The organism is Fibrisoma limi BUZ 3, assembly GCF_000296815.2.
GTDB classification, from domain to species: domain Bacteria; phylum Bacteroidota; class Bacteroidia; order Cytophagales; family Spirosomataceae; genus Fibrisoma; species Fibrisoma limi.
In genome coordinates this window covers 277,028-299,656 of the sequence record NZ_CAIT01000007.1, presented here as the reverse complement: position 1 = coordinate 299,656, position 22,629 = coordinate 277,028, and the positions used below count along the sequence as shown (strand labels likewise).

Sequence of the window (22,629 nt, the reverse complement as noted above, 5' to 3'; positions counted from 1 at the left end):
ATAAGTTTAACTTATTAAATAAAATTAAACTTATTAGTATAATATATTTTGTTTATAGAATTTATGGTTACAATAAAAGCTGGGCTAAATGCCTAACTTTTGGCGAACCTGGTTAAGCCACAACGCTCGGCCGGTGCAGTTCCAGTGAGAGTCGCCAACCAGGTAAACCCGTTGTTGCGTTTGCTTATATACGCGGTACGTATCAATTACGCTAACCCGTAGTGCGGGATGTTGCTGAATCCGCTCGATCAGGTGATTATACTCCCCCCGGTTTGGATCAAGAATGGTCGTTTTGTTGGGAATAATGGAGATATACACTTCATCGAAGCCTAATCGCTTGTACCGCTCAGCTACCGAATTAACGCTGTCGACCAAGGTGGCAACCTCCAGGTCCGTTAAGGTAGAAAATGACGAATTAAGCCGTTTGGTCGTGTCAGTATCCATGTTGAGCAGGACGTGCTCATGATCAGTAGACAGGCTTACCGCCGGCGAGGACCGGTCGAACAATCGATACGTCAGGGAGGCTTTCAGCTCTTTGAACCAGAAAAACAAGTCGTGGCTGAACAGAGCTGATTCGAGCCGTTCCTCAATGTCGCTGAGGTGAATGTCATCACCAATGCGCCGACGCCACGATAGTTTCGGTTTAGCCGCCTGGGTGGTGTCCTGCTGTACCACCAGTTCGGCAACGGGCCGAGCAAAGTGCTCCCGGAAATGCCGTTCAACGGACTCGATCAGCAACACATTCCGTTTGTTTGGATTCAGTTGGGCAGCTTGCAGGTGGTCCCACTGAACGCGCTGGAAATGACTCACCCGAAAATCCTGCTTGTTTACGCGCTGCGGTTCCGAGAAGCTGTCGCCAATGATATACAGGTGCGTGCGGGCGGTATCACTGGACCGGTTTGACGGTGGGCATTCGGGCTGCTTGTCCTTAAACTGGGGAAGGTTTGAAAGCCGATATAAATCGCCGTATCGGTAATCGTCGACGATAACGCCGGTTTCGTAGAGCCAGTGAGAAATCGTGGATGACAGACCGCCCAGCCATAGCACCAGGACAAACAGAATAATTGTATAACGGATAAAACGTGACATATAAAATGGGGCGGGTAGCTTTGAGCTTTTCGGTCTAAGGTTATCAGTCTTTGGCGGCCGGCGCTCCGGTATGCTGACTCGGGTGCACGTATTCAAAAATCGAAAACTGTCTCACCGCAGCCGGATACTGAATAATTCGACTGTTTTCTGTACTCCGCTTAATATGTATAGTTCATTGGTACGCTCGTCGAACTGCAGGGTCACCGGAAAATCGGACGGAATAGGCCGATCGCCGATGGCGCGGCCATTCAGGTCGTACAGGGTTGTAAAGTTACCGGATTTCACGGTGATCAATTCCACGCCCGCTCCTAATCGATGGTAGCGAACGTTATTGCGCCCCGACTGCAGGGCCCGCACCTGAAAGCGTTCGTTGCCCTGCTGGTCCAGTACCGCCACTTCAGTGTCAGTCGTGCGCAGTAAGAGCCAGTTGGTCAGCGCTTCGTCCGGAAAAAGCCGGAACGATCCGCTTCGTAACGGACGGTATAACTGGCTTCGGGCCGCAATCAGTCCCGATGCGTTGAGTCGCAGTAATTGACCGTCTTCCGTGATGGTCTGAATCTCGGAGCGGGTAGGTGGGAGCAGGGCAGGCCCAACAAACGTAAACTCGGCGTCCGAACTGCCCAGCCTGGCGGGATACTGCGGAAGTTGACTACCATTTTCCCGCCAGCGGTTCAGCGTTCCATCGGCTTGCAGCGCCAGCACCTCCATACCGGTGGGGGCCGTAATAACCTGGAAGGGCAATTGAATGGGACCTTTATGAGGGGCTGTCAGCAACCGCACGAATGTTCGGCTCCGTCGGTCGAGGGCGTAGATGTGACCGTCCTGGTGAGCCGCCAGGGCCACCAGATTACGTTGCTGAGTGCCCCGTGGTCGGGCCAGGTAAGACACATCCAGACCATCCGGTAAGCGAATAGCCAGCGGCTTGTTGGGTTTACGGGCCAGACCGGGCCGGGCCTGCCCCGGATCAGTGACGTACAGTGTCCGATCAGTCATGAACAGGTATTGCAACCGACCGTTATCCAGAAAATCGACTGCCAGCGTGTTGCTGCGAATCGGACCGTCAAGGCCGGGGCTGACAAAGGTTTCATCGGCTACAACTTGTACCAACTGCCCGTCAATGGGTGCGTAGTACTGCAACATCTCGTCGCTTAAACTACCAATCGTGACCGGGCCCGACGTGAGCGGAGCGTCCAGTTCCCGGCGTTTTTGCAACAGTACCCGGTTCAGTACAGCCTGGCTGGCCCGGCGGGTAGTGCGACCCAGCACCAGCGTTGAAAGAATTTTTTCGTTGCCGTAACTGGCCTGGTAGGCAATATTTTCAAGATCTGTGATGGCCGGCGTGCGTTCATCCGGCTCCAGAAGATTTTGCCAGGCCGCCGGCCAGGTGCTGGTCAGCGATGTCTGCGTACGCTGCAACCGGACAAAAGCTGTGAAGTTGGCGGGACGTAGTGTTTGTCCCAGCAGTTCAACCTGCCGTTTATCCGCCGACCAGACGGTTCCCCGTGTCAATTGTTGCAGGTATTCCTGCATGACATCCTCACTGTTGGCTACAACCAGATACGACCCGTGTTGCGTGATCCAGCTTTGCCGGAAACCCGTGAACAGGCTGCTGAACAGCGATGCAGGTAGTTCAGGAATGTTCAGCAGCAGCACTTTATGCCCCAAGTACGTTTTAAGGGGGGGCGATGCCGACGCACCGGCCAGATAAGCAGCTTGCTGGTAAGCGTTGGACAATTGTTTCACGTCCCGCCCTTTCAGGATAAGAAGCTGCCGGTATACGTTGTTGGAAGATTCGAGCCGGCAAAGCAATAAATCCGTACCGAGGGATTGGTACAGCGCTTCCGTGGCGGGTTTGATGCGGTTGAATCGATCGCGCAGAAAATCGCTGGAGGCCGAACTCAGCAGATTACTCAGACTGCGGCCAAATCTGACCGGATCACTAACGCCGATGTGGTACAGCGTCGCGGTAGTTTGCGGAATCAGGCCGACGCTTTGAATGCGCATTGGAGTTTGGCCCTCAAACAGGTTTGCTACGTCGCGTCGATTCCCGATTTCGTCGGAAGCGTAGCCAATCAGATGCGACCGCGACGCAGCCGGCCGAAACTGCAGCGTCAGTTCTTCGGGTAAGAACACCCGCACCACGGACCCCGCTTTGCCGAGTAACGATTGCAGGATGTCGGGCCGAATGGATAACCGGCCGAGTTGGTCAGTATCCACGTCGAAGGCCTCTCCCGTGTAAGGGAGCTTTGTCAACTGGCGCATTCCCCTGGCTACGTTCTCAATCAGTACGCCGGACGTACTACCTACCAGATAGTCCTTCGTCAGCAGAAACGAGCCGACCGATTCGTTCGTCAACGATTGCAGGTCATAGATCCGTTCGCCGGCAAATGTGTGGCTCAGCACGCGATATTGCCGGGGATTAGGATTGGTCAGTTGATTCAGAAACGTCTGGTCGTCGGCTTCCGTCGGGATATAGAAAATATAATCAAGGGCGTTTTTGGAAGCCGGATGGAGAGAATACCGGATGTTCTTGCCCGTGACAAACCGACGGACGGAGGCCGTATCGCCGGCTGCATACAGGAACCGTTCGAGCCGTACGGAGGCTTCGTCAAACACGGGGATCTGTCGTAGGGAAACCTGCGTTCGCAGAGCCTGTTCGGAAACCGTATCCTGCAGGCGTTCGCTGGCTAAGATCAGCAACGCATCCGGTGGTACGAGCGCCTTGAGCGTACGCCCGGACGAGTCGGCCAGTCGATAGCCCAGCCACCCGAGCACCGCCACAAGGCCAACGCCAATCCAGATACGTTTATCCATAGACAATCAATAAGTCGGTAAGGTAGTAAGCAGGTGCCTTGGTGCACCCGGCAGCCTAACGCAAAGGTAACACAGGCGTTGGCTTCTTACTAACTTACCGACTTTTAGACGGACAAGCTTATTTACCCCACATGGCGTTGGCTGTGTCGGGGAAGAAGAGTGTTAGTTCGGGAACGTTGGCCGCTACACGATTGGCCCATTCAACGCCCTGCATCAGCGAGTGATCCTGATTACTTACTTCGTACTTCCAGGCGCCAAAACGACCGCGCGAATAGATACCGAAAGGCTCCAGTTTGGGCAGAACGGCTTTCAGAATACCGTCCCGCTCTACCGACGGTGTCGGGTAGCCATAATCGAAGGCCATGTGCCAGGTCGACACTACGTCGTCTTCCGACTCGATCAGCTGGTCTTCTTTCAGGGCCCGGATCGTGTCCTGAATCAGCGTTTCGCGGTCGACTGGCTTGGCCGACGACTCACTTGTTTCGGTCATCAGGGACCAGTACTGGTTGATATCCGGTACGTTGTTGGGGCTGTAGTTCGAGAATACCGTGACGCGGTAATAGGGGCTGTTGTATTCCGGGAAGTACATCCAGCACATCGTTTTCAGACTCTCTTTCGGTTTGCCTTTCAGGCCAATCCCGACTACGTTGGTCGATGAGTGCTTGAGTCCCTGCGCCGTTTCGACTGTTTGCGGGTCAAGCCCTTCCACCTTGCGGGTGAAAATGTCAAGCGGCATGGTACTCATCAGGTATTCGTACTGGATTGTTTCGCCGTTGGCCAGCACGATTTTCTTATCCGCCCCGACTACCTTCTCAACCGTGCAGTTCAGCTTGATGTAGTCGCGCCCGATCAGATTACCGACTGCTTCCCAGATACCACCCGTACCGCCGTGTTTGGGAAACTTGAACGTGCTGTTCGGTCCCCACGAAAAATCGTCCTGGTTGAAGATGATGTTTTTCGTAACCCGCTGCAGGTCCGTTACGGCCACGCGTTCACCAACCCATACGGCGTTCATATCTTCCGGGGGGTAGGCCCATACCTTGTAGTTGTAGGGGAACATGAACGTTTCAGCCAGGCCCGGCCCAAACGTAGCCAGAATCCACTCGCGGAAGTTCGCCGGCTTTGTATTCGTCGGGAATTTATAGTTGTGGATAATCCCTTCCAGGCATTTCCACATCGTTTCGGGCTTGAGGTACTTGATGTTGTTCTGGAAAGGGTAGGGAACAAACCGCCCCTCAATCCATACCCACGATTCGCGCTGGTGGCTGAGCCAGCCATCTTCGCCCAGCGCTTTGACCATCAGGTCGTCGAAGTATTTGTAGTGGGAAAACTGAACGTGGCCGCCCACGTCCCAGGTGAACCCCTTTTCGTCAACGAAGCTTTTAGAAAGCCCACCAATACGGTTCTCTTTTTCAAGAACGATGAAATCGGTGATGCCTAACTCTTTCAGGCGATAGGCGGCCCCCAAACCCGTTGGGCCGGAGCCGATGATTACGTACTTATAGTTCATTGTTGAGTTTACTGAGTACGGATTAGAGGTTACGGGTTGCAGTCTCGCCAACAAGCAATGACTGGAATCCATCGACCGAAAACCGTAAACTATTTACACGGTTACCGGCTCGGGTTTTTTCAGAGCCTTTACTTTACTTCCCAAATCAAGGCGGAACTGGGCTAATTCCTTGAAGCTTTGCATACACACTTTCAGCAGCTTCCATTTCAGAATGGACACAGTACCGGTCTGCCGCTCTTTGTGCGTAATGGGTATATCGAAGGTACTATATCCGGCTTTCTTCGACATAACCGCCAAAAAAATATTCGGTGCAAAGGGGGTTGGCTCGGGTAGCTGAGCCAGCAGACGGCGCAGGAAACTGCCCCGGATCAACCGGAACGGAATGTTGCTGTCTTTAATATACGTCCCGTAAATGGTCGCGATGCTTAACCGCAGAATCCGCGTAATCACCAGGCGGGCGGGCGCATCGTACCGCTCTTCGCGATAGCCCAGAATAAACGGCGACTCATTCCGCTTGGCCCAGAGCTTCTGGAAGTCGTCGGTGATAAACTGATCGTCGCTGTCGGTCTGAAATACGTATTCCGAATCAAGAGCAACAGCCTGCCGATAGCCGTTTACGACGGCATTGCCGTGTCCTCCGTTAGGCTGGTGAACGACCACCAGTTTAGGGTAGCGTTCTTTAATCTGGTCCAGGATTTCGCCAGTGCGGTCGCGGGAGCCGTCATTAACCACGATCAGGCGGGTATTGTCGGTCGGAAACTGACGGGTCAGCAGGTCGGTCCATTGCTTCACAACGTGTTCAATTACTTCTTCTTCGTTGTAAGCCGGCATTACAATTGACAGCAGGAGGCTCATGCAGCGTTTTTGTCGGTTGGGAAACAGACCAATGAAGGGGCATTGTGCCGGATCGTCGATCTGAAAAGCTGTTATAAAAGCAGCTATGTTTGTTAGTACTTAACTAATAAACGCTGCAAATATAGGGAATTGTTAAGCTCTATTATGGTAAAGCGATTGTACATTATTTAGCGGGAAGCCAAAGTTAGCGGTACGCTCCATCCGGGATTGATCTTCTGCGGTGAATGCATCATCTAATTCATTACTTGTCTACGGTAGTCGCTTCGTTAGTACGAATATCGGTCCTTCAGGTTATTAATGGGTTTCTCAATTACGTACCACGACACCGTTGCGAGAGCAATGGTAAGCGCCAGGAAAAACGAGAACTGGAATATGTAGGCGCTGTTCAGAAACGGCAGCACATCGGTGATCCGTCGCCAGGCCCGTACCGTGAAATGAGTGGGCTGTGTGTGATAAAAATTAAAAACAAAGTTGTGGTAGAGGTACAGCCCATAACTGATTCGGCCGAGGTACTGACTCACGGAGTTTTCCAGCAGCCATTTCATTGGTCCACCATAACCCAGCACCGCTTTGCCGATTAGGAAAAAGCCGAAAAGCGAAGCTGCCAGCCGCTCCCATACGTCGGCCCAGACGTTGTGGTAGCCGTAGGGCGACCGCTCGGCCATGTAATTGGTCATAACTACAACGGCCACGAACCCCAGCAGACTTATCCATACCCAGGCAGTGGATTGAAACACTCGAATGAACCACTCCCGGCGGTAGAGCCAGCCGAAAGCCATGAGGGCTCCAAGACCGAACGAATCCAGACAGGTAGGCATCGATACATAGCCGATGAACCACGGCAACCGGGCGCGGTGGAGGGCATACCGTAGCCCGACGCTAACGACGATCATCAGCAGGGCCGTAATAGGTACGTGCCGACGCGGTACGAAAAACAGCAGCAGGGGAAAAAACAGATAGACCTGCTCCTCAACGGCCAGTGACCATAGGTGATCGACTGTGCCCATCCAGGTGTGGTTGATGGCGATGTAAATATTAGTCGCGTAGAGGGCCAGCCACGCAAATTTTTCGCGGACGGGCGGCTCGTTCACAAGGGCCAGTACGAACAACGTCAGGTAATAGACCGGGAAAATGCGGATTGTCCGACGGATGTAGAACGTCTTCAGGTATTTTGATAGCCCCCCGCCCGGCTGGTCGCTAAGCTTGTCTTTGCTCGACAGCAGGATTCGGGTAATCAGAAACCCACTCAGTACGAAGAAAATAGTAACGCCCAACGCGCCAAGTGCCACGCCCTCAATGCGGCCTACCATCCAGTGATCGAGCAGCACCAGTCCCACAGCCAGGAACCGAATGCCATCCAGTTGCTGGAGGTGATTCAGTACAGGACGGGCCGTCGAGGGTAGGGTAGTATCTTTCAACATGCGAATCATTGTTCAGTCAGGCTGCCGGTTACCAGTTTTTCTTGAACCCGTCGGCGGCCTTAGTTTTCAATTGTACCGTCTGATCGGTCGGATGCAGCGCCCATTGGCCTTGAGCATCAATCGTCAGAATCAGTATCTGGTACGTTCCGACGGCCAGGTCGCCCTGGTACAGTGTCGCTGTAAACCCGTTTGTAAACACGCGCGACGGTAGCAACCGAGCCATCAGTCCGGAATTCAGATTTTGCGTCACCGGAAACAGATACACCCGCTGCGGTGACCGGAACATAACGTACGCGCGGCCGTCGCGGAGGTCTGATACGGGCAGCGTCGGTTCCGTAACCATATAAACGGGCACTCCTCTGACCTCCTCTTTCACGGTAACAGACAACTTCTGCTGGTCCGGTTCACTGTACAGTCTTGAAAGATGATCGTCGTAAAACGCGGGTGCGGTATCCTGGTATTGTTTTGTAACCGGATCAAGCTGTGGTACGGGTTTATTGGTGCTGTAGGTCGCGTTAAACTGCTGCGTAGTAAGCAGCCAGTGCCGCCACCAGATCGTCTCATCCAGAAACGCAACGTACGACAGCCAGGCCAGCCCCAATCCGGCAACCAGACCAATAAGGCCCAATGGCTGCCTGAACCGGCCGCCCAACGTAATAACACCGTATGTGTAAACTAACGCCAGCAACGTTAGCGAATACATCTTATACCGGCTCGTAATCAGCATCTCCATGCCAAAGCCAACTCGCGACCAGGCCACAATAGCCCCGGTGCCAATCAGGAATCCGGCGGCACCAAGGAAAAAAAGATCGATCGAGCGCAAGGGCGATGACGTAGCCGGGGTGGTCTGGGACGCTGATGATTTGGTTAGCAAAGGCAACGCCCTTCGTACGATGATTGCGACGACAACCAGGGCAACTATGGTCAACAGTCCACCCGCTACCAGGCTGCTGAAGAAACCTGAACCCAGCGGAAAGACTTCAGCCGCTGCCCCGTTGAAGGCAAACCAGCCCTTCAGCAGATCGGTCACCGAGCCGCGGTCCGGTGGATTACCCGCCGGCTTTTCGTAGCCCAGAAAATACAGACCGATTACAACAAAAGCCCCCATCGCCCAGATGGCCACCGGGCGAAATTTACGCTGTACCAGCAGCAGGACTATGGCCACTGGCCAGACTAACAGACCATTACCACTCGTGATGGTAGCGATTATGGCCAGCGGTAGGGCGACCAGCCAGCGGTCGGTGTACGTCAGCAGGTAAATCGCCCAGAGCACCCAGAATACGACCGTAAAGTTTTGCAGGGCGGCCATGCCCCAGTACATATTTTCCCACTGCGACAGGTTGAACAGGAAAAAGACAACCGGAGCTAACAGCCATACCGCTCTTCCGCTTCTTCGCAGCACAGCCGCAAATACACCTGCCAGGCCCAACAAGCTGAGGTTGCCGATCATCATCAGGTGCCGGTAATTGAGCTTGCCGAATAGTTGATAGTCGAGGTAGGTAACAATCCGGTCATAGACGATCCGGTGTTCGTTGTGCTGCCGGAATATCTGGTAGATTTTTCCGGTCAGGGTTGTTTCCTGACTAAGGTAATACAGAAACGCCCGGAGTGCATGGTCGTCCCACTTCGGTACGTTCACGGCGTAATAACTCCAGAGGCCGAAAAAGAAAAGAATCGGTAAGGCAACCAGCAACCACCCCCATACCGGTCCTGACCAGCCGGTAGTACCAGACGGAACAGCCGCCCGGACGGAGTCCGGACGGGTTGGAGTAGATGGTTTTGTGGGATCGCGTGGAATCATCCGGCGATGAGCAGACTGGAAAGCTGTCGAACAATGTTGGCTGGGTCGAGACCCGACTGCTGCTGGTGGTACTTCTGGTCGCCGTAGAGCCCATTCGGGTATCCCTGCGCCGACAGGCTTACAAAGTGACTCGGCGCGGCTCCGTCGGCCAGCAGCTTAACCGAAAGCTGCTGCGCCAGTCCGCCGATTGATACGTGTTCTTCCACCACCAGCAGGGGTTTTCGCGCCCAGCGGTGAGCCAGTTCCGTAGGTAAGTCAAGCGGAAGATTTGTAGCCGTATACACATCAAACTGACCGCTTAGCTGCTCATCCTGCAGGGCCGTGAGCACGTTGCCCACCACCGGACCAAGGGCTACTACCGTCCCGAGTGAATCGGCGCTGCGAACAACGTGTTTGAACGTACCGTAGGTTTGGGAGTCGTCGGGCGTTTTGCCACCTGCCCCAAGCCGCAGATAAGCCGGGCGACGCTCAGCTATAATCTGGTCCAGCATCGGGGCAACTTCGTCGGCAAAGGCGGGAATGTACGTATTGACGTTTTGTAAACTACTCAGGCAGGCCAGATCTTCGATGGCGTGGTGCGTAGAGCCCATAATGCCGTAACCATAACCGCCACCGTTGCCGACCAGAAAGACAGGCATGTTGTGCAGGCAAACGTCGTTGCGGAACTGTTCCAGACAGCGATAAACCGCAAAAGGCGCAATGCTGTAGCAGAATACTTTGTAGCCCCGGTAAGCCATACCGGCCGCAACACCTACCATGTTCTGTTCGGCAACGCCCGCGTTGATGAAGCGCGGCCCCATCTGCTCGACGAGGTTTTCGAGGGCGTTATAACCCAGATCGCCGGTGATGAACACGACCTTATCGTCGGTAGCGGCAATGCGTTCAATGCCGGCTGAAAATTCTTTGCGCATAACTGTAGGGCCGTGACGACCGCTTGTTGAGTGGATCAATTCCGTTACTAATTGTTACCAGACCTTCGATTCTCATGGTGCCTGGAGTTTGGCAAGAAACTCCTGAATTGTGAGTGTGATAACCTTAGGAAAAGAGACGTTTTTCAGCACATCAAAATGTCCGTCGTTTGTGACAATGTAATCAGCGTTACAGGCAATTGCACAATCAACAAACTTGTCATCATCGTGATCTGCTTCAATTAGATTCCACTTGTAATACCTTATAACAAATTCTACGTTTGGTGCACTTTCAATAGCCTCCAGGGTGTTTTGTGCAATATTTTTATTCGCACGTTCACCTATAATTTCGGCATATTCGTCAAGGATGTCTGTCGTGATGCAAAGGGTAAACTTTTCATCAAGAAAAGCCCTGAACACTGGGTTGTAAATAGAGCGATTTGGAATAGCTACCAGCAATACGTTAGTATCCAAGACTATTTTCATGTCTACTCCCCTGGCTTTTGACGGTATGGAGTGCGCTTGTGACTATTCAACCAATCGTTCATAGTTTGATCACTCCACCCTTGTTGATCCCAGAGTTGGTCAGCTTCCAGCATTGCTTTTTGAGCAAAGTAGTTTCTGATTAGCCTTTTAATTTCAAGCCAATCCTGTTCGGCTACATCCCGATTAAACAAAGCAAGTAGATCGAGCTGAGCTTTACTTAACGATGTCTGTGATTCATGAGCCATACGCTGCTTTTCGATAAGGTGACGCTGTACGTTACTGCCCCACAAAATTACTTGCTTCTACGCTGTTCTACTAACGTGTTAATCTCCGCAGCGGTTTTATACACCTGGGGTCCTTTGCGAACCATTGTTCGAATGAACTTCGGCCGTTTCTTCGTTTCTTCAAATATCTTGCTGATGTATTCGCCTAAGAACGAGATACCCAGCAGGTTAATTCCGCCGAAGAACATAATCAGAACCAGAACGGTCGAAATGCCGTAGGGCGTATTCGGATCGAAGTTCAAAAGCCGAGCCACAATCTGCCAGACAATACCCAGCATTGACAAGCCCGTTAAAACAAAGCCAGCGTATGTCATCAGCTCCAACGGCGCGAAGCTGAACGAGAAAATCGCTTTCTTAGCCCACCAGATGTTCTTTGTCCAGTTATTGGTCGAGACGCCGAACATCCGCTCCGGCCGAACGTAGTCGACGCCCGTTTGCCTGAAACCTACCCAGGCCCGTAACCCCCGCAGAAACTGCTCGGTTTCGGGCAGATTGACCAGTTCACGTACTACTTTCCGGTCAATAATCGAAAAATCACCAGCGTCGACCGGTATGTTGATGTACGCCGTTCGACGGAATAGTCGGTAGAACTGTTTATAGAAAAAGTGAACATGGGTCGGCATTTCGCGCTGCACCCGAACCCCATACACTACGTCGTAGCCCTGCTGCCACTTCTCGTAAAACTGCGGAATGACTTCGGGTGGGTCCTGCAAATCGCCGTCCATCAGCACCACCGCGTCGCCGGTCGAGATTTCCATTCCGCTCAGGAAGGCCGACTGCGAGCCGAAGTTACGCGAGTGCTTAACGGCAATCACGTTCGGATCTTTGGCGCAAATCTCCGCCAGCACTTCGTCCGTATTGTCGGGTGAGTTGTCGTTCACAAAAATGATCTCGTACCGCACCTTCATTTCGTTGAAGGTCTTGACCAGCCGTTCGTACATAAACGGAATGGCCTGCGCGTCCTTGTAACAGGCAATAATCGGCGAGATGACCGGATTAAGGGTCGGCGTCTGAAACGCGGGCAACACCCGTTCTTCATACTGGTGCGATACCTGCCATTCGGCCGTTTGTCGCAACCCATCACTGAGCGATGTCCGGGCTTTCCAGCCGAGGTCTGCTTCGGCAGCATCGGGGTTACCGTACCATTCGGCCAGATCCCAGTTGCGGTTGTTCATACTGCCCCAGACCGGTTCCTGCTTAACCGCGAACGTTTGCCGCGCTACGTCGACCAGCTCCCGCATGGTAGTTTTCTGCCCTGTAGCGATGTTATACGACCGACCCCGAATCGCTTCATTGACCCGCAAAGCGGCCAGTACAAACGCTTCCACGCAGTCATCAACGTACACAAAGTCGCGGCTGATGTCGGGTGACACCAGGGGCGGTAGTTTATCCTTGCGGCACTCTTCAACCAGCCGGGGAATAAGCCGGTCAGGTTCTTCCCAGCCACCGTAAATGGAGTAGAGCCGGAGGTTGAGCGTATTCAGTCCGTGTAGCCGGGCGTAGTATTCCAGGGTATAAGCCGCCGATACTTTCGAGACGGCGTAGTGGCTGTTCGGCTCAACGCGATCGGTTTCCTTAGGGGCCGTGCAGTTGAAGCCGTATTCAGAGCTGCTGCCGGCATGGACGTATACCATCTCGGTCGAACAGTTTTCCAGAATGTTGACCGTCCCGATTACGTTTGTTTCGTAGGTCAGGCTTACGTTTTTCTGCTTACTGTAGGCACCGTAGGCCGCCAGGTTAAAAATGGTACGGGGCTTATACCGCTCGAACACATCCTTAACCGACGTATTGGAAAGAATGTCGCAGTGGACGATGTTTTCGGCCGGGACGTCGAGTAACTTCAGTCGCCAGGCCTTGGTTGCGTCGTGGGTCAGGGCGTACACGTCCTTTCTGACGCGGAAAAGCTGTTCAAACAGATTGGCTCCGATGAAGCCGCTGGCCCCAAATACGACAATGGGACCCTTGAGTTGCTGAATGGTATTAGTAAACGGTTGTTCGTTCGGCGACATTCGGAATGGTTGTTAGGTAGCGTTCGGTGACTTCGGCGCAGGCTTGTTCATACTGAGCCGGGTTCATGGGCAGGTAGTGCCATTCGAGCCGGTTTTCCATGTATGATACACCTTTACCTTTCACCGTATGGGCGATGATAGCCTTCGGGCGGCCATTGGGGGCCGCGGTCAACTGATCAATAACCCCGAGCAGTTCGTCAACATCGTGCCCATTGACTTCGACGGTTTCAAAACCAATGGCTTCCCATTTTCGGGCATCAGCCGTATCGCCCAGTACATCGGCCGTGCTGCCAAATCCCTGCAGGCCATTTTTGTCAATCAGCACCACCAGGTTATCCAGTCCGTTCTGGAGCGCGTAGTGGGCGGCTTCCCAGGTAGTGCCTTCGTTGGTTTCACCGTCGGACATCAGTACGTATACCCGGGCGTCGTCGCCAATCAGTTTGCTGGCGTGCGCGATACCGGAACCAATTGGCAGGCCGTGCCCCAGAGAGCCCGTTGCAAACGGAATACCCTGATGTTTGTTAGGAGCCGGGTGAGCGGGCAGAGTAGTGCCGTTAAGGTAATACGTAGCCAGTACTTCATCCGAAATTTCGCCGAGGTGGTTCAGGCAGGCGTAGAGTGAGGCAGCCGCGTGCCCTTTCGACAGCAAAAACGTATCCTGTTCGCGTTTGCGAAGGATCAGTGTCGCAATCATCAGATCGACGCAACTGAGCGAACAGCCGATATGACCAGCGTGGGCCTGGTGGTATAAACCCAGAATTTTGAGCCGTAGCTGCCCCTGGAGGACTTGAGTATTGGTGAATGTGGTTCGCACAGGTTTGTTGATTTCAGGTTAGTAGTTCGTAGCCCCGTGTTTTTCGGGCCGCCATGATAAGTTTAACGTCGAACAGTAAACTTTACACTTGGAACTTAGTACCTAAACTTCGTGCCTTCGAAGTCAAAAATAGTAATTTTCTGGCCAGTCTTTGCTTTTACCAGTACGATACGATCGTGTTCGTTAGGGTCAATTCGCTGGATAAACTGCGCATTTTCAGGTAAATACACGTTTACTAACTGGGCGTCGAGCAAACCGACCGGTGAATAGGTTTTATCAATTTTCTCCGAATAAATCGGGCGTTTCAGGTTCGGATAAAGGATCGTATCGCCCGGCGTGTAGAGTTCCTTGAGTTGCTGCGCTGAGGTCCAGTACGGGTTTGCAATCCGTGGCCGGTCGAAATACGTGTATTTTGGCTGAGCATCCGCGTAAATTTCAATCAATAACTGCGTAAGGAAACCAAGCTGGATGAGCAGCGCTGCGGCCAGTGGGGTACTGAACCACCACGGCAGCGTTGCTAATTGCCGTAACCCCATCGCAACCAGAATACAAACGTAGGGGAACGAAAAACCTGAGTACCGTTGCGTAATGCCAAAGGTGTGACCCGACCGCCAGGCCATGAACAGCAGAAAAAACGTCGGTACAAACGTCAGCAGCGCGAGCATGATAACCAGCCGTTTCTCGCGGTTGTCAGTCTGATCAACCACGTACCGGCCGATCAGGTAGGCGAATGGTATAGCCGCCGACAGCACCAGAAACCGGAACGGAACCACCGTGTAGTACAGCAAACCAGCCGCCAGCAATACGGGCATGGCCACCCGAACCCAGATCGATGGGTGCTTCACTGCTCCGTACTGATGAATGATCAGCGTTGCCAGGGTACCAATTCCCAGGGCTACCAACGAGTTCCGGACACCTAACAGCGCTTTACCCAGGCCATTAGTGAAGATGAACAGATCGGCGAAAATTGGAATAGCCCGGACCGTAATGTTAGGGATTGTAGCGGGTAGGATCAGCCCAAACGGTGTACCGGTGGGGTTTGTCAGGGCGATATTACGGTAAAACTGCGCCTGATAGTTGAGTGTAAAAAAGGTGTATTTACCCCCGCCGAAGATAAACCAGAGCGATACCAGCCCCAGCCCGACGGCCCCTGTGATGCCAAGCGTAACCCAGGCGCGAACATTCCGGAGGTAAAGAAGAGCATACAGGCCGTGGCACAGGAAAACAGTTACGGTCAGGTAGTGCGACAGTACCGAGGTGATGAATGTCAGTCCGTAGGCGATGTATAATCCTGTCGGTTGTTCCCGTTTCATTATCTTCTCCATAATGAGCAGGAAGATATGTGTGGCCAGCAACGTCAGGAAAAACGTCATGGAGTAGTTGCGGGCCATGTGGCTGTAGGCCACAAAGAACGGTTCGATAGCCGCGATAAAGGCGCTCAGGAGTGCCAGGCTCTCTGACTTGAAATGCCGCCTGACAAATACGTAGAGGAGCAGAACGGTCAGGGTACTGAACAATACGGAGGGCATCCGAATGGCCCAATCGCTCATGCCAAAGAGCTTTATCCAGATGTATAATACACCGTAGTACGCCGGGCTGTTGCCGATGTCGCCCCGGATATTGGCGTCAATGAAATCAGCAAACGTCTTGGGTTTCCAGAATTCGGCGGGGGTAAAGTACGGTTTGCTGAAAACGTCTTTCTGATTAGCTCCTTCCAGCACAACGCCCTGACTGATGAGCAGGGTGGATTTTTCGTCGAAGTAAATGCCGTACGTACCGGCTCGATACAGGCGAAGCGCAAAGGCAATCAGGACAACAATGCCCAGCAAAAGCAGTGCGTTTCGGTTAGATAAACGAAACATGGCCGCAAAAGTAGTGGTATTCGCGGGATCTCACATTTTCAGGATGGTAAATTCTACCCGCCGGTTCAGCTTCCGCTTCTCTTCGGTTTCGTTGCTGGCGATGGGCTTGCTGGGGCCCCAGGCTTTGGTCTGAATACGGGTCTGTGGAATACCTTTGCCGGTAATGTACTCTTTTACAACCCGTACGCGATCTTCCGAAAGCTTCAGGTTCGGTTCCCAGGCCCCCTGATTATCGGTATGTCCCTCAATCAGGATTTCCATGGCGGGGTACTTGTTAAGCATTTCCACCACCCGGTCGAGTTCATTGTTGGCTCCCGGCAGCAGGTCAAATTTACTCTGCTCAAACAGGACTTCCCGCATCACGATCTTCTGCCCGGCCTGAATGGGAGTCAGGTACAAATTACGCCGTATGTCGCGGAACCGTTTGTCTTTCGACAGATCCAGTGTTTCGGTCGTTGAGAAGTACCCCTCTTTACTCGCCGTCAGGTTGTAAGTTTTCTGCGTCGGCAGAATGATCTTGTACTCGCCTGTTTCGGGGTCATATTCGACCCGGGATACCTCTTTGTTTTCATCGACCACATCCGACACAATTTCTGAAGCAACGGGCTTTTTGCTTTGCGTATCCAGCACCTGCCCTGATATGATGGCCACCGGGTCTGGTTTGATGGCTGGGAAAAGCTTTAGCCGGAAAATGTCGTCTTCGCCCATTGAGTTAGCCCGTGAACTCAGATAGGCGTATTCGCCCGAGGCCGGAATGGTGAAATAACCATCCCATTCGGCGGTGTTGATGGACGGTCCCAGATTTTCGGGTTCGCTCCAGTTTGTCCACGTGTCGTCGAGCCGACGGGTCATAAAGATGTCCCCGTTGCCGTAGCCGGGATGTCCTCCCGACGTAAAGTACAGCGAACGACCATCGGCTGCCAGAAAAGGTGAGCTTTCAAAATCGGCCGAATTGATAACCGGGCCCATCCATTGCGGCTCCGACCACGTTTGGTCGGGCTTCAACTGCGATACGTACAGGTCGCGGTCGCCTTCGCTATCCTTCCGTTGTACCGCCAGGATCATGATTCGTTCATCGGCCGATACGCAGAACTCCAACTGGTTTTTTTCGTGTAGGTTATAATTGTTCGTGATCCTGCACTCCACCGGCTGCGACCAGCCCTGCTTGGTCTTTGTTGATTTTGAAATCCCGAACGATAAGCCGCCGTCTGGTTTATAGACGTTGATCAGATAGGCCGATCGACCGTCGGGGGCCATGCCACTGATGGCGTTATCCCCGGCATTATTGATGGGGGCACCAATGTTAACGGCCTCGTTCCAGCGGTCCGGTTCACTGCCGGTACCCGGGTCTAGTATTGCATACCAGACGTCCTGCCGGTCAGCTTTGCCAATGTTGGCTTTGTTGAAATTCCGGGTGAAATACAGCGTTTTGCCGTCGGGGGCGATCACGGGGGCTACCTCCTGGCCGGGTGAGTTGACCGTTTTGCCCAGGTTCTCCTTCTGAATATCCTTCGGGGGGTCTTTGGAGATGTTAATACCAACGGCAACGGGTTTGGTATCTTCTGATATACCGATGGCGTCAATCTGGTTCGGTCCTTTCAGCACGGCCCCGTTCATAACTACTTTCACCTGACTACCCGTTATGGCGGAGTCTTTCAGCATGACGTGCAGCAGGGGATTTTGACGGGGCAACGTATTGACGATCTGATACACCGGATGTTCCCGGCCCTTGTCGTCGATGACAATAACCCGGACGACTGCCCCCGGATTTACGTTCTCGGCTACGACAATCTGCCGTATGCGCATTGGCCGTTCAAAAGCAACCTGTATCCATTCCTCAGGGGCGTCGGGGTTCAGCGGTGACCATGCACACGGGCTTGCACCCAACTGAGGTAGCTTGTTCGGGTGCCCCAGTGCCTGCGTTGCTTTATACTGCCTGCCGTTCGCGTCGCTCTTCCCTTCCGATGAAAAGCCAATAACCCGGGTAGCCCACTGCACCGATTGGGCAGGGCTAACCAGGCTTATGCTAACGAAGCCAATGCTCAATAAAAGACGCTGCATTCGCATAAAAAACGCGTAAAATTGGCTCAAGATAGAAAAGTCAGCGGCTTTGAGCAAGGGCAACAACGGAAATCTATATGGTAGGTTGTTTGTGTGTTTGGCCGGTAAACGATCGGAACGTAGCTAGTTGGTCAGCACTCGGTATTCCCACGGCCGGAGCGTAAAGGACATATTGGGTTTGATTTCCATCGACTGGCGACTGAATACCTCGGTGTAAATACCTTCATATCCGTCTCCATCCAGCCGGAAGGTTTGGGGCTGAGTGCTGAGGTTAACCAGCACGGCAATTCGGTCGCTATCTTTCTGGCGGTAAAATGCGTAGATCTTGTCGTCGTGATCAGTTGGTATTTTCACCGCACGGCCACCTGCTGTCCCATTCCACAATGCCCGGTTGCGGTGTTTAAGCGTGAGCAGGGTTTTAAAGAAATCGCTTTTGGGGTAATTACCCCAATCAATCGTGTCTTTTTCGAAGAAAGCCAGTCGTTTGTTAAGATTAGCTTCCATGCCGTTGTATACCAGAGGCATGCCCTCCAGCGTACTGGTCAGCACGACAAAGGCATCAGCCCCCGGTCCGAAAGATTCGGTCAGGGTGCCATTCCACGTGTTCTCATCGTGGTTCTGGGTGAAAAGCATCTGATAATACCAACGGGGGAACCGCTTCTGGTTTTTCTCCCGTACTGAGTCGATTCCCGTTGCCGGTCGTGCCCCTTTGGCAATAGCTTTCATCATGTTGTGCATGGTCCAGCCGTAATTCATGTTAAAGCAACTCTTGAATTGTTCGGGCTGATCTTCCCACTCCGACAGCATAAATACAGTCTTGACCTTGTCGAGCGCCGGCCGGGCTTCGGCCCAGAAATTGTTCGGAACAAAGCCCGCTACGTCGCAGCGGAAACCATCTACGTCGCATTCCCGCAGCCAGAACTGCATGGCTTTGATCATGGCCTGCCGCATGTTGGGGTTGTCGTAATTCAGATCCACTACATCGGTCCAGTCGGTGGGCTTACCGGTCGTTGGATCGATAGGGGCCGTCATTTTTCCGTTAACCTGGGTATACCATTCGGGGTGTTCCCTGACCCACACATGATCCCAGCCCGTATGATTCGGGACCCAGTCGAGAATGACCCGGAGCCCGAGCTCATGAGCCCGGCGGACCAGCGCCTTGAAATCGTTCATCGTACCGTATGCCGGATTAACGGACGTATAATCGGCAATGGCATACGGGCTGCCAAGCGAGCCTTTTTTGTTTTTCTCGCTGATGGGATAGATCGGCATCATCCAGATGATATCGACCCCCATCTCCTTTAGCCGGGGAAGCTGTTTTTCTACGGCTTTGAAATTGCCTTCCGGCGAAAACTGACGGGTGTTGACTTCGTAGATAGTAGCATTGTGCGACCAGTCCGGAGCGGGTGGTGGCGTGCCGGAACTGTCGGTCGTTGCGACGGCAGCGTCGGCCTGAGTCTTTTGTGTATCGCGGCAGGCCGTTGTGAGCAAGGTTGCACCGAGTGCAACGGCCAGGTACGTTTTTCTCATAAAAAAGCGTTTACTCAAATCAGTACAACACGGATGGTACCAGGTAAATAGAGAAAATCAGGCCACCAGCGGCAGGCGACCTTCTTTAAGCTCCCGTATCGCAACAGCCGGATCGGGAGCGTTGAATACCGAACTACCCGCGACGAGTATGTCGGCCCCGGCTTCGACGAGCCGGGCTGCATTATGGACGCTGACCCCCCCGTCTATTTCGATCATAGCCGATGAGCCGCCGGTAGCCAGCATATTTTTCAACCGGGCCGTTTTACGATACGTATGGTCAATGAACGTCTGCCCCCCAAAGCCGGGATTGACCGACATGATCAAAACGACGTCAATGTTTTCCAGTACGTCTTCAAGTTCACCAATTGGCGTATGTGGATTCAGAACGACACCAGCCCGGCACCCTAGTTCGCGGATGCGGGTCAGGGTACGGTGCAGATGCGTACACGCTTCATAATGGACATGAATGACGGCGGCTCCGGCTTCTGCAAAGGCCTCGAGGTAACGCTCGGGCTGGACGATCATCAGGTGCACGTCCAGTGGCTTGCGGCAGTAACGACGCACGGCATCAAGTACTGGAAAGCCGAAGGAAATATTGGGAACGAAGACCCCGTCCATTATGTCGATGTGCAGGTAATCCGCTTCGCTTTGGTTAACCATCTCCACGTCGCGCTGCAGGTTGGCAAAGTCGGCTGCGAGCAAAGAAGGAGCGATCAGGGGTTGGTTCATAAGGCTAAGAAACTAACTCGTTACGAGGGTTTTTGACGTAGCACTGGATACCGGTCACCGCGTAGATAACGAGAAACTCTAAACAAAAAATTGTAGACCTTTGTAAAAGTGGCAGTAAATCTAAGTTTTTTTACCTGATAGTTGAAACAATTATTGACACATCGGTCCGTCGTACGGCGGTGTCAACCACCTTCAACAATTCGTTTCATCACCCCTGGTAAGGTGGTCTGCCGTAACAGCAAAGCCACCACCTGAATGTAGTGCAAACATCTTGCTAATCAATGACTCCTCAGGATCAAATCAATGAATTAACGGATCGGTTAAACTATTATAACCACCAGTATTATCAGAACAGCGTATCGGAAGTTGACGATTTTACCTTTGACCGATTATTACAGGAACTCGCTGATCTGGAACGTCAGTATCCTGACTATCGTCGACCAGATACCCCAACGCAGCGGGTAGGGGGGGCTATCAGCAAAGAATTCCCGACGGTCTACCACCGCTTTCCGATGCTGTCGCTGGGGAATACGTATTCCGAAGCCGAACTGACCGAATTCGACAACCGCGTTCGGAAAGGATTGAACGGTCAGGCTTATGAGTACGTCTGCGAACTCAAATTCGATGGCGTAGCGCTGAGCATGACCTACGAGAACGGCGTACTGGTCCAGGGAGCTACCCGGGGGGACGGTGTTCGGGGCGACGATATTACTAACAACATTCGGACCATTCGCACATTGCCGTTGCGCATTGGGCGTGGGGCAGGGGGCCAGGAGCATGGCATCGATTCTCACAACCCCGTGCCCCCCGCGCTTTTCGAAGTTCGCGGTGAGGGTTTTCTGCCGCTGGCCGAGTTCGATCGTATCAACAAAGAGCGCGAAGATATAGGCGAACCCCTGCTGGCTAATCCACGTAATGCGGCCTCGGGTACTTTCAAGCAACAGGATTCGGCCATAGTGGCCAAACGCCGGCTCGATTGCTATCTGTATTCGTTTCTGTCGGAGCCTGAGGTATTCCAGACCCACGAAGAAAGCCTGATTGCCATGAAGCAGTGGGGGTTCAACGTATCGCCCACCTGGCGGAAATGCGCCGACATCCAGGCCATAATGGAGTACATCAACGAATGGGAAACGAAACGGTTCGACTTGCCGCTCGGCACCGATGGGATTGTGATTAAAGTGAACCGCTACGACCAGCAGCGCGAACTGGGGTATACGGCCAAGAGTCCGCGCTGGGCGATTGCGTTCAAATACAAGGCAATGGCCGCAAGCACGACGCTCAACAGCGTCAGTTATCAGGTGGGCCGAACGGGTGCCGTTACGCCGGTAGCGCATATGAAACCCGTGCTGCTGGCCGGAACCGTCGTAAAGCGAGCGTCGCTGCACAACGCCAACGAAATTCAGCGGCTGGGCGTCATGATCAACGATACGGTGTTTGTCGAAAAAGGGGGCGAAATTATTCCTAAAATTACCGGCGTTGATCTCAGCAAACGTACTGAAGCCAGTCAGCCGATCAACTACCCGACCGAGTGCCCAGCCTGCGGTACGCCCCTGATCCGCAACGAAGGCGAGGCCCATTTTTACTGCCCGAACGAGAAAGGATGTCCACCGCAACGGCAGGCTCGGTTTGAGCACTTCATTCAGCGTCGGGCTATGAACATCGAGAGCCTGGGCGAAGGAAAAATTCAACTGCTCATTGAGCGTGGGCTGGTCTGGGATCCGGCTGACTTGTATAAACTGACGAATGAGCAATTACTCGGTCTGGAGAAGGCATACCAAGACCGCGACGGCGGACCGCGCGACGGCGGAGCGGAGGAGACTGGTAAAGTCCGCGTCGTGAAGTTCGGGCAGAAGACCGTCGACAACATCCTCAATGCCATCGAAGCGTCGAAGGGACAACCGTTTGCCAATGTGCTGTTTGCGCTTGGGATACGGTACGTCGGTAACACTACGGCCGAGCGGCTGGCGGATTACTTCGGCTCCATGGACGAACTGCTGAATGCTCCGCTGGAAACCCTGGCCAACGTACCGGACGTCGGGCCGCGCATCGCCCAGAGTGCGTTCGAGTGGTTCCGCGACCCAGACAACCGCGAGTACGTCGAGCGGCTGCGGACGGCCGGGCTGCAGTTTGCGTCGGAGCGGAAAGTGGTGGCTCAGGAAAGTGATACGCTGGCGGGCAAAACGTTTTTGTATACCGGTACCTTTACCAATTTCACCCGCGAGCAACTGGAAGAGCGGATTGCGGCCAACGGGGGCAAGTTGCTGAGTGGCGTGTCCAAAAAACTCAACTACCTGATCGTTGGCGAAAACCCCGGCCCGTCGAAAGTTGAGAAGGCGCAGAAGCTGAACGTACCGCTGATTGGCGAAGACGAATTTACGGCCATGCTGGGTGGGTAAATACAGACTATTAGTTGCTGCAAAAAAGCCGTAACTTTGTCATTCTAAGCAACAGTTTCG

Annotated in this window: 16 protein-coding genes; 1 reads left to right on the top strand and 15 read right to left on the bottom strand. The window is 53.3% G+C overall.

From position 1 onward, the window contains the following. Window positions 1–84: 84 nt before the first annotated feature. The 15 genes from BN8_RS17485 to rpe all read right to left on the bottom strand — a co-directional run bounded on the left by BN8_RS17485 (window position 85) and on the right by rpe (window position 20,173). Window positions 85–1,089: a hypothetical protein gene (locus BN8_RS17485; RefSeq protein WP_009283243.1), complete on the bottom strand. Its 1,005-nt coding sequence runs from the start codon at window positions 1,087–1,089 to the stop codon at window positions 85–87. 111 nt (window positions 1,090–1,200) lie between these two features. Beyond that, complete coding sequence (locus BN8_RS17480; RefSeq protein WP_009283242.1) at window positions 1,201–3,903, bottom strand: YjiK family protein; 2,703 nt, start codon at window positions 3,901–3,903, stop codon at window positions 1,201–1,203. Between the two features lie 118 nt (window positions 3,904–4,021). Further along, window positions 4,022–5,413, bottom strand: a complete 1,392-nt coding sequence (locus BN8_RS17475; RefSeq protein ID WP_040006208.1) for a protoporphyrinogen/coproporphyrinogen oxidase — start codon at window positions 5,411–5,413, stop codon at window positions 4,022–4,024. Window positions 5,414–5,506: 93 nt separating this feature from the next. Further along, window positions 5,507–6,268, bottom strand: a complete 762-nt coding sequence (locus tag BN8_RS17470) for a glycosyltransferase family 2 protein (RefSeq protein WP_009283240.1) — start codon at window positions 6,266–6,268, stop codon at window positions 5,507–5,509. A gap of 266 nt (window positions 6,269–6,534) precedes the next feature. After that, on the bottom strand, window positions 6,535–7,698 hold the full coding sequence (locus BN8_RS17465; RefSeq protein ID WP_009283239.1) for an acyltransferase family protein: 1,164 nt from the start codon (window positions 7,696–7,698) through the stop codon (window positions 6,535–6,537). Between the two features lie 19 nt (window positions 7,699–7,717). Further along, window positions 7,718–9,490 (bottom strand): hypothetical protein, encoded by a 1,773-nt coding sequence (locus BN8_RS17460; protein WP_009283238.1) that lies wholly within the window; start codon window positions 9,488–9,490, stop codon window positions 7,718–7,720. Further along, a complete protein-coding gene (locus tag BN8_RS17455) occupies window positions 9,487–10,401 on the bottom strand; it encodes a transketolase family protein (protein WP_009283237.1) in 915 nt (304 codons plus the stop codon). The genes BN8_RS17460 and BN8_RS17455 overlap by 4 nt, the downstream gene beginning before the upstream one ends. A 72-nt stretch (window positions 10,402–10,473) precedes the next feature. Continuing rightward, window positions 10,474–10,884, bottom strand: coding sequence for a putative toxin-antitoxin system toxin component, PIN family (locus BN8_RS17450; protein WP_009283236.1), 411 nt, complete (start codon window positions 10,882–10,884; stop codon window positions 10,474–10,476). 2 nt (window positions 10,885–10,886) lie between these two features. Beyond that, window positions 10,887–11,129, bottom strand: coding sequence for a DUF8507 family protein (locus BN8_RS33375; protein WP_040006290.1), 243 nt, complete (start codon window positions 11,127–11,129; stop codon window positions 10,887–10,889). 47 nt (window positions 11,130–11,176) lie between these two features. After that, window positions 11,177–13,177, bottom strand: coding sequence for an NAD-dependent epimerase/dehydratase family protein (locus tag BN8_RS17440; protein WP_009283235.1), 2,001 nt, complete (start codon window positions 13,175–13,177; stop codon window positions 11,177–11,179). Then, window positions 13,149–13,991 carry a transketolase gene (locus BN8_RS17435; RefSeq protein ID WP_009283234.1) on the bottom strand — a complete coding sequence of 281 codons (843 nt, stop codon included), beginning with the start codon at window positions 13,989–13,991 and terminating at the stop codon, window positions 13,149–13,151. The genes BN8_RS17440 and BN8_RS17435 overlap by 29 nt, the downstream gene beginning before the upstream one ends. A 95-nt stretch (window positions 13,992–14,086) precedes the next feature. Further along, a complete protein-coding gene (locus BN8_RS17430; protein WP_009283233.1) occupies window positions 14,087–15,853 on the bottom strand; it encodes a glycosyltransferase family 39 protein in 1,767 nt (588 codons plus the stop codon). A 30-nt stretch (window positions 15,854–15,883) separates the two neighbouring features. Next, entirely contained in the window at window positions 15,884–17,920 is a 2,037-nt protein-coding gene (locus BN8_RS17425; protein WP_009283232.1) for an OmpA family protein, read from the bottom strand. A 117-nt stretch (window positions 17,921–18,037) separates the two neighbouring features. Continuing rightward, window positions 18,038–19,444 (bottom strand): alpha-amylase family glycosyl hydrolase, encoded by a 1,407-nt coding sequence (locus tag BN8_RS17420; protein WP_009283231.1) that lies wholly within the window; start codon window positions 19,442–19,444, stop codon window positions 18,038–18,040. 57 nt (window positions 19,445–19,501) lie between these two features. After that, complete coding sequence (rpe, locus tag BN8_RS17415; RefSeq protein WP_009283230.1) at window positions 19,502–20,173, bottom strand: ribulose-phosphate 3-epimerase; 672 nt, start codon at window positions 20,171–20,173, stop codon at window positions 19,502–19,504. A gap of 281 nt (window positions 20,174–20,454) precedes the next feature. Between rpe and ligA the strand changes: the two genes are divergently transcribed. Then, a complete protein-coding gene (gene ligA / locus BN8_RS17410; protein ID WP_009283229.1) occupies window positions 20,455–22,569 on the top strand; it encodes an NAD-dependent DNA ligase LigA in 2,115 nt (704 codons plus the stop codon). Window positions 22,570–22,629: the final 60 nt, after the last annotated feature.

What these genes read in the sequence shown, in the direction of transcription:
- BN8_RS17485 (WP_009283243.1), bottom strand. Translation starts at nt 1,089, where the DNA reads ATGTCACGTTTTATCCGTTATACAATTATTCTGTTTGTCCTGGTGCTA.
- BN8_RS17480 (WP_009283242.1), bottom strand. Translation starts at nt 3,903, where the DNA reads ATGGATAAACGTATCTGGATTGGCGTTGGCCTTGTGGCGGTGCTCGGG.
- BN8_RS17475 (WP_040006208.1), bottom strand. Translation starts at nt 5,413, where the DNA reads ATGAACTATAAGTACGTAATCATCGGCTCCGGCCCAACGGGTTTGGGG.
- BN8_RS17470 (WP_009283240.1), bottom strand. Translation starts at nt 6,268, where the DNA reads ATGAGCCTCCTGCTGTCAATTGTAATGCCGGCTTACAACGAAGAAGAA.
- BN8_RS17465 (WP_009283239.1), bottom strand. Translation starts at nt 7,698, where the DNA reads ATGATTCGCATGTTGAAAGATACTACCCTACCCTCGACGGCCCGTCCT.
- BN8_RS17460 (WP_009283238.1), bottom strand. Translation starts at nt 9,490, where the DNA reads ATGATTCCACGCGATCCCACAAAACCATCTACTCCAACCCGTCCGGAC.
- BN8_RS17455 (WP_009283237.1), bottom strand. Translation starts at nt 10,401, where the DNA reads ATGCGCAAAGAATTTTCAGCCGGCATTGAACGCATTGCCGCTACCGAC.
- BN8_RS17450 (WP_009283236.1), bottom strand. Translation starts at nt 10,884, where the DNA reads ATGAAAATAGTCTTGGATACTAACGTATTGCTGGTAGCTATTCCAAAT.
- BN8_RS33375 (WP_040006290.1), bottom strand. Translation starts at nt 11,129, where the DNA reads ATGGCTCATGAATCACAGACATCGTTAAGTAAAGCTCAGCTCGATCTA.
- BN8_RS17440 (WP_009283235.1), bottom strand. Translation starts at nt 13,177, where the DNA reads ATGTCGCCGAACGAACAACCGTTTACTAATACCATTCAGCAACTCAAG.
- BN8_RS17430 (WP_009283233.1), bottom strand. Translation starts at nt 15,853, where the DNA reads ATGTTTCGTTTATCTAACCGAAACGCACTGCTTTTGCTGGGCATTGTT.
- BN8_RS17425 (WP_009283232.1), bottom strand. Translation starts at nt 17,920, where the DNA reads ATGCGAATGCAGCGTCTTTTATTGAGCATTGGCTTCGTTAGCATAAGC.
- BN8_RS17420 (WP_009283231.1), bottom strand. Translation starts at nt 19,444, where the DNA reads ATGAGAAAAACGTACCTGGCCGTTGCACTCGGTGCAACCTTGCTCACA.
- rpe (WP_009283230.1), bottom strand. Translation starts at nt 20,173, where the DNA reads ATGAACCAACCCCTGATCGCTCCTTCTTTGCTCGCAGCCGACTTTGCC.
- ligA (WP_009283229.1), top strand. Translation starts at nt 20,455, where the DNA reads ATGACTCCTCAGGATCAAATCAATGAATTAACGGATCGGTTAAACTAT.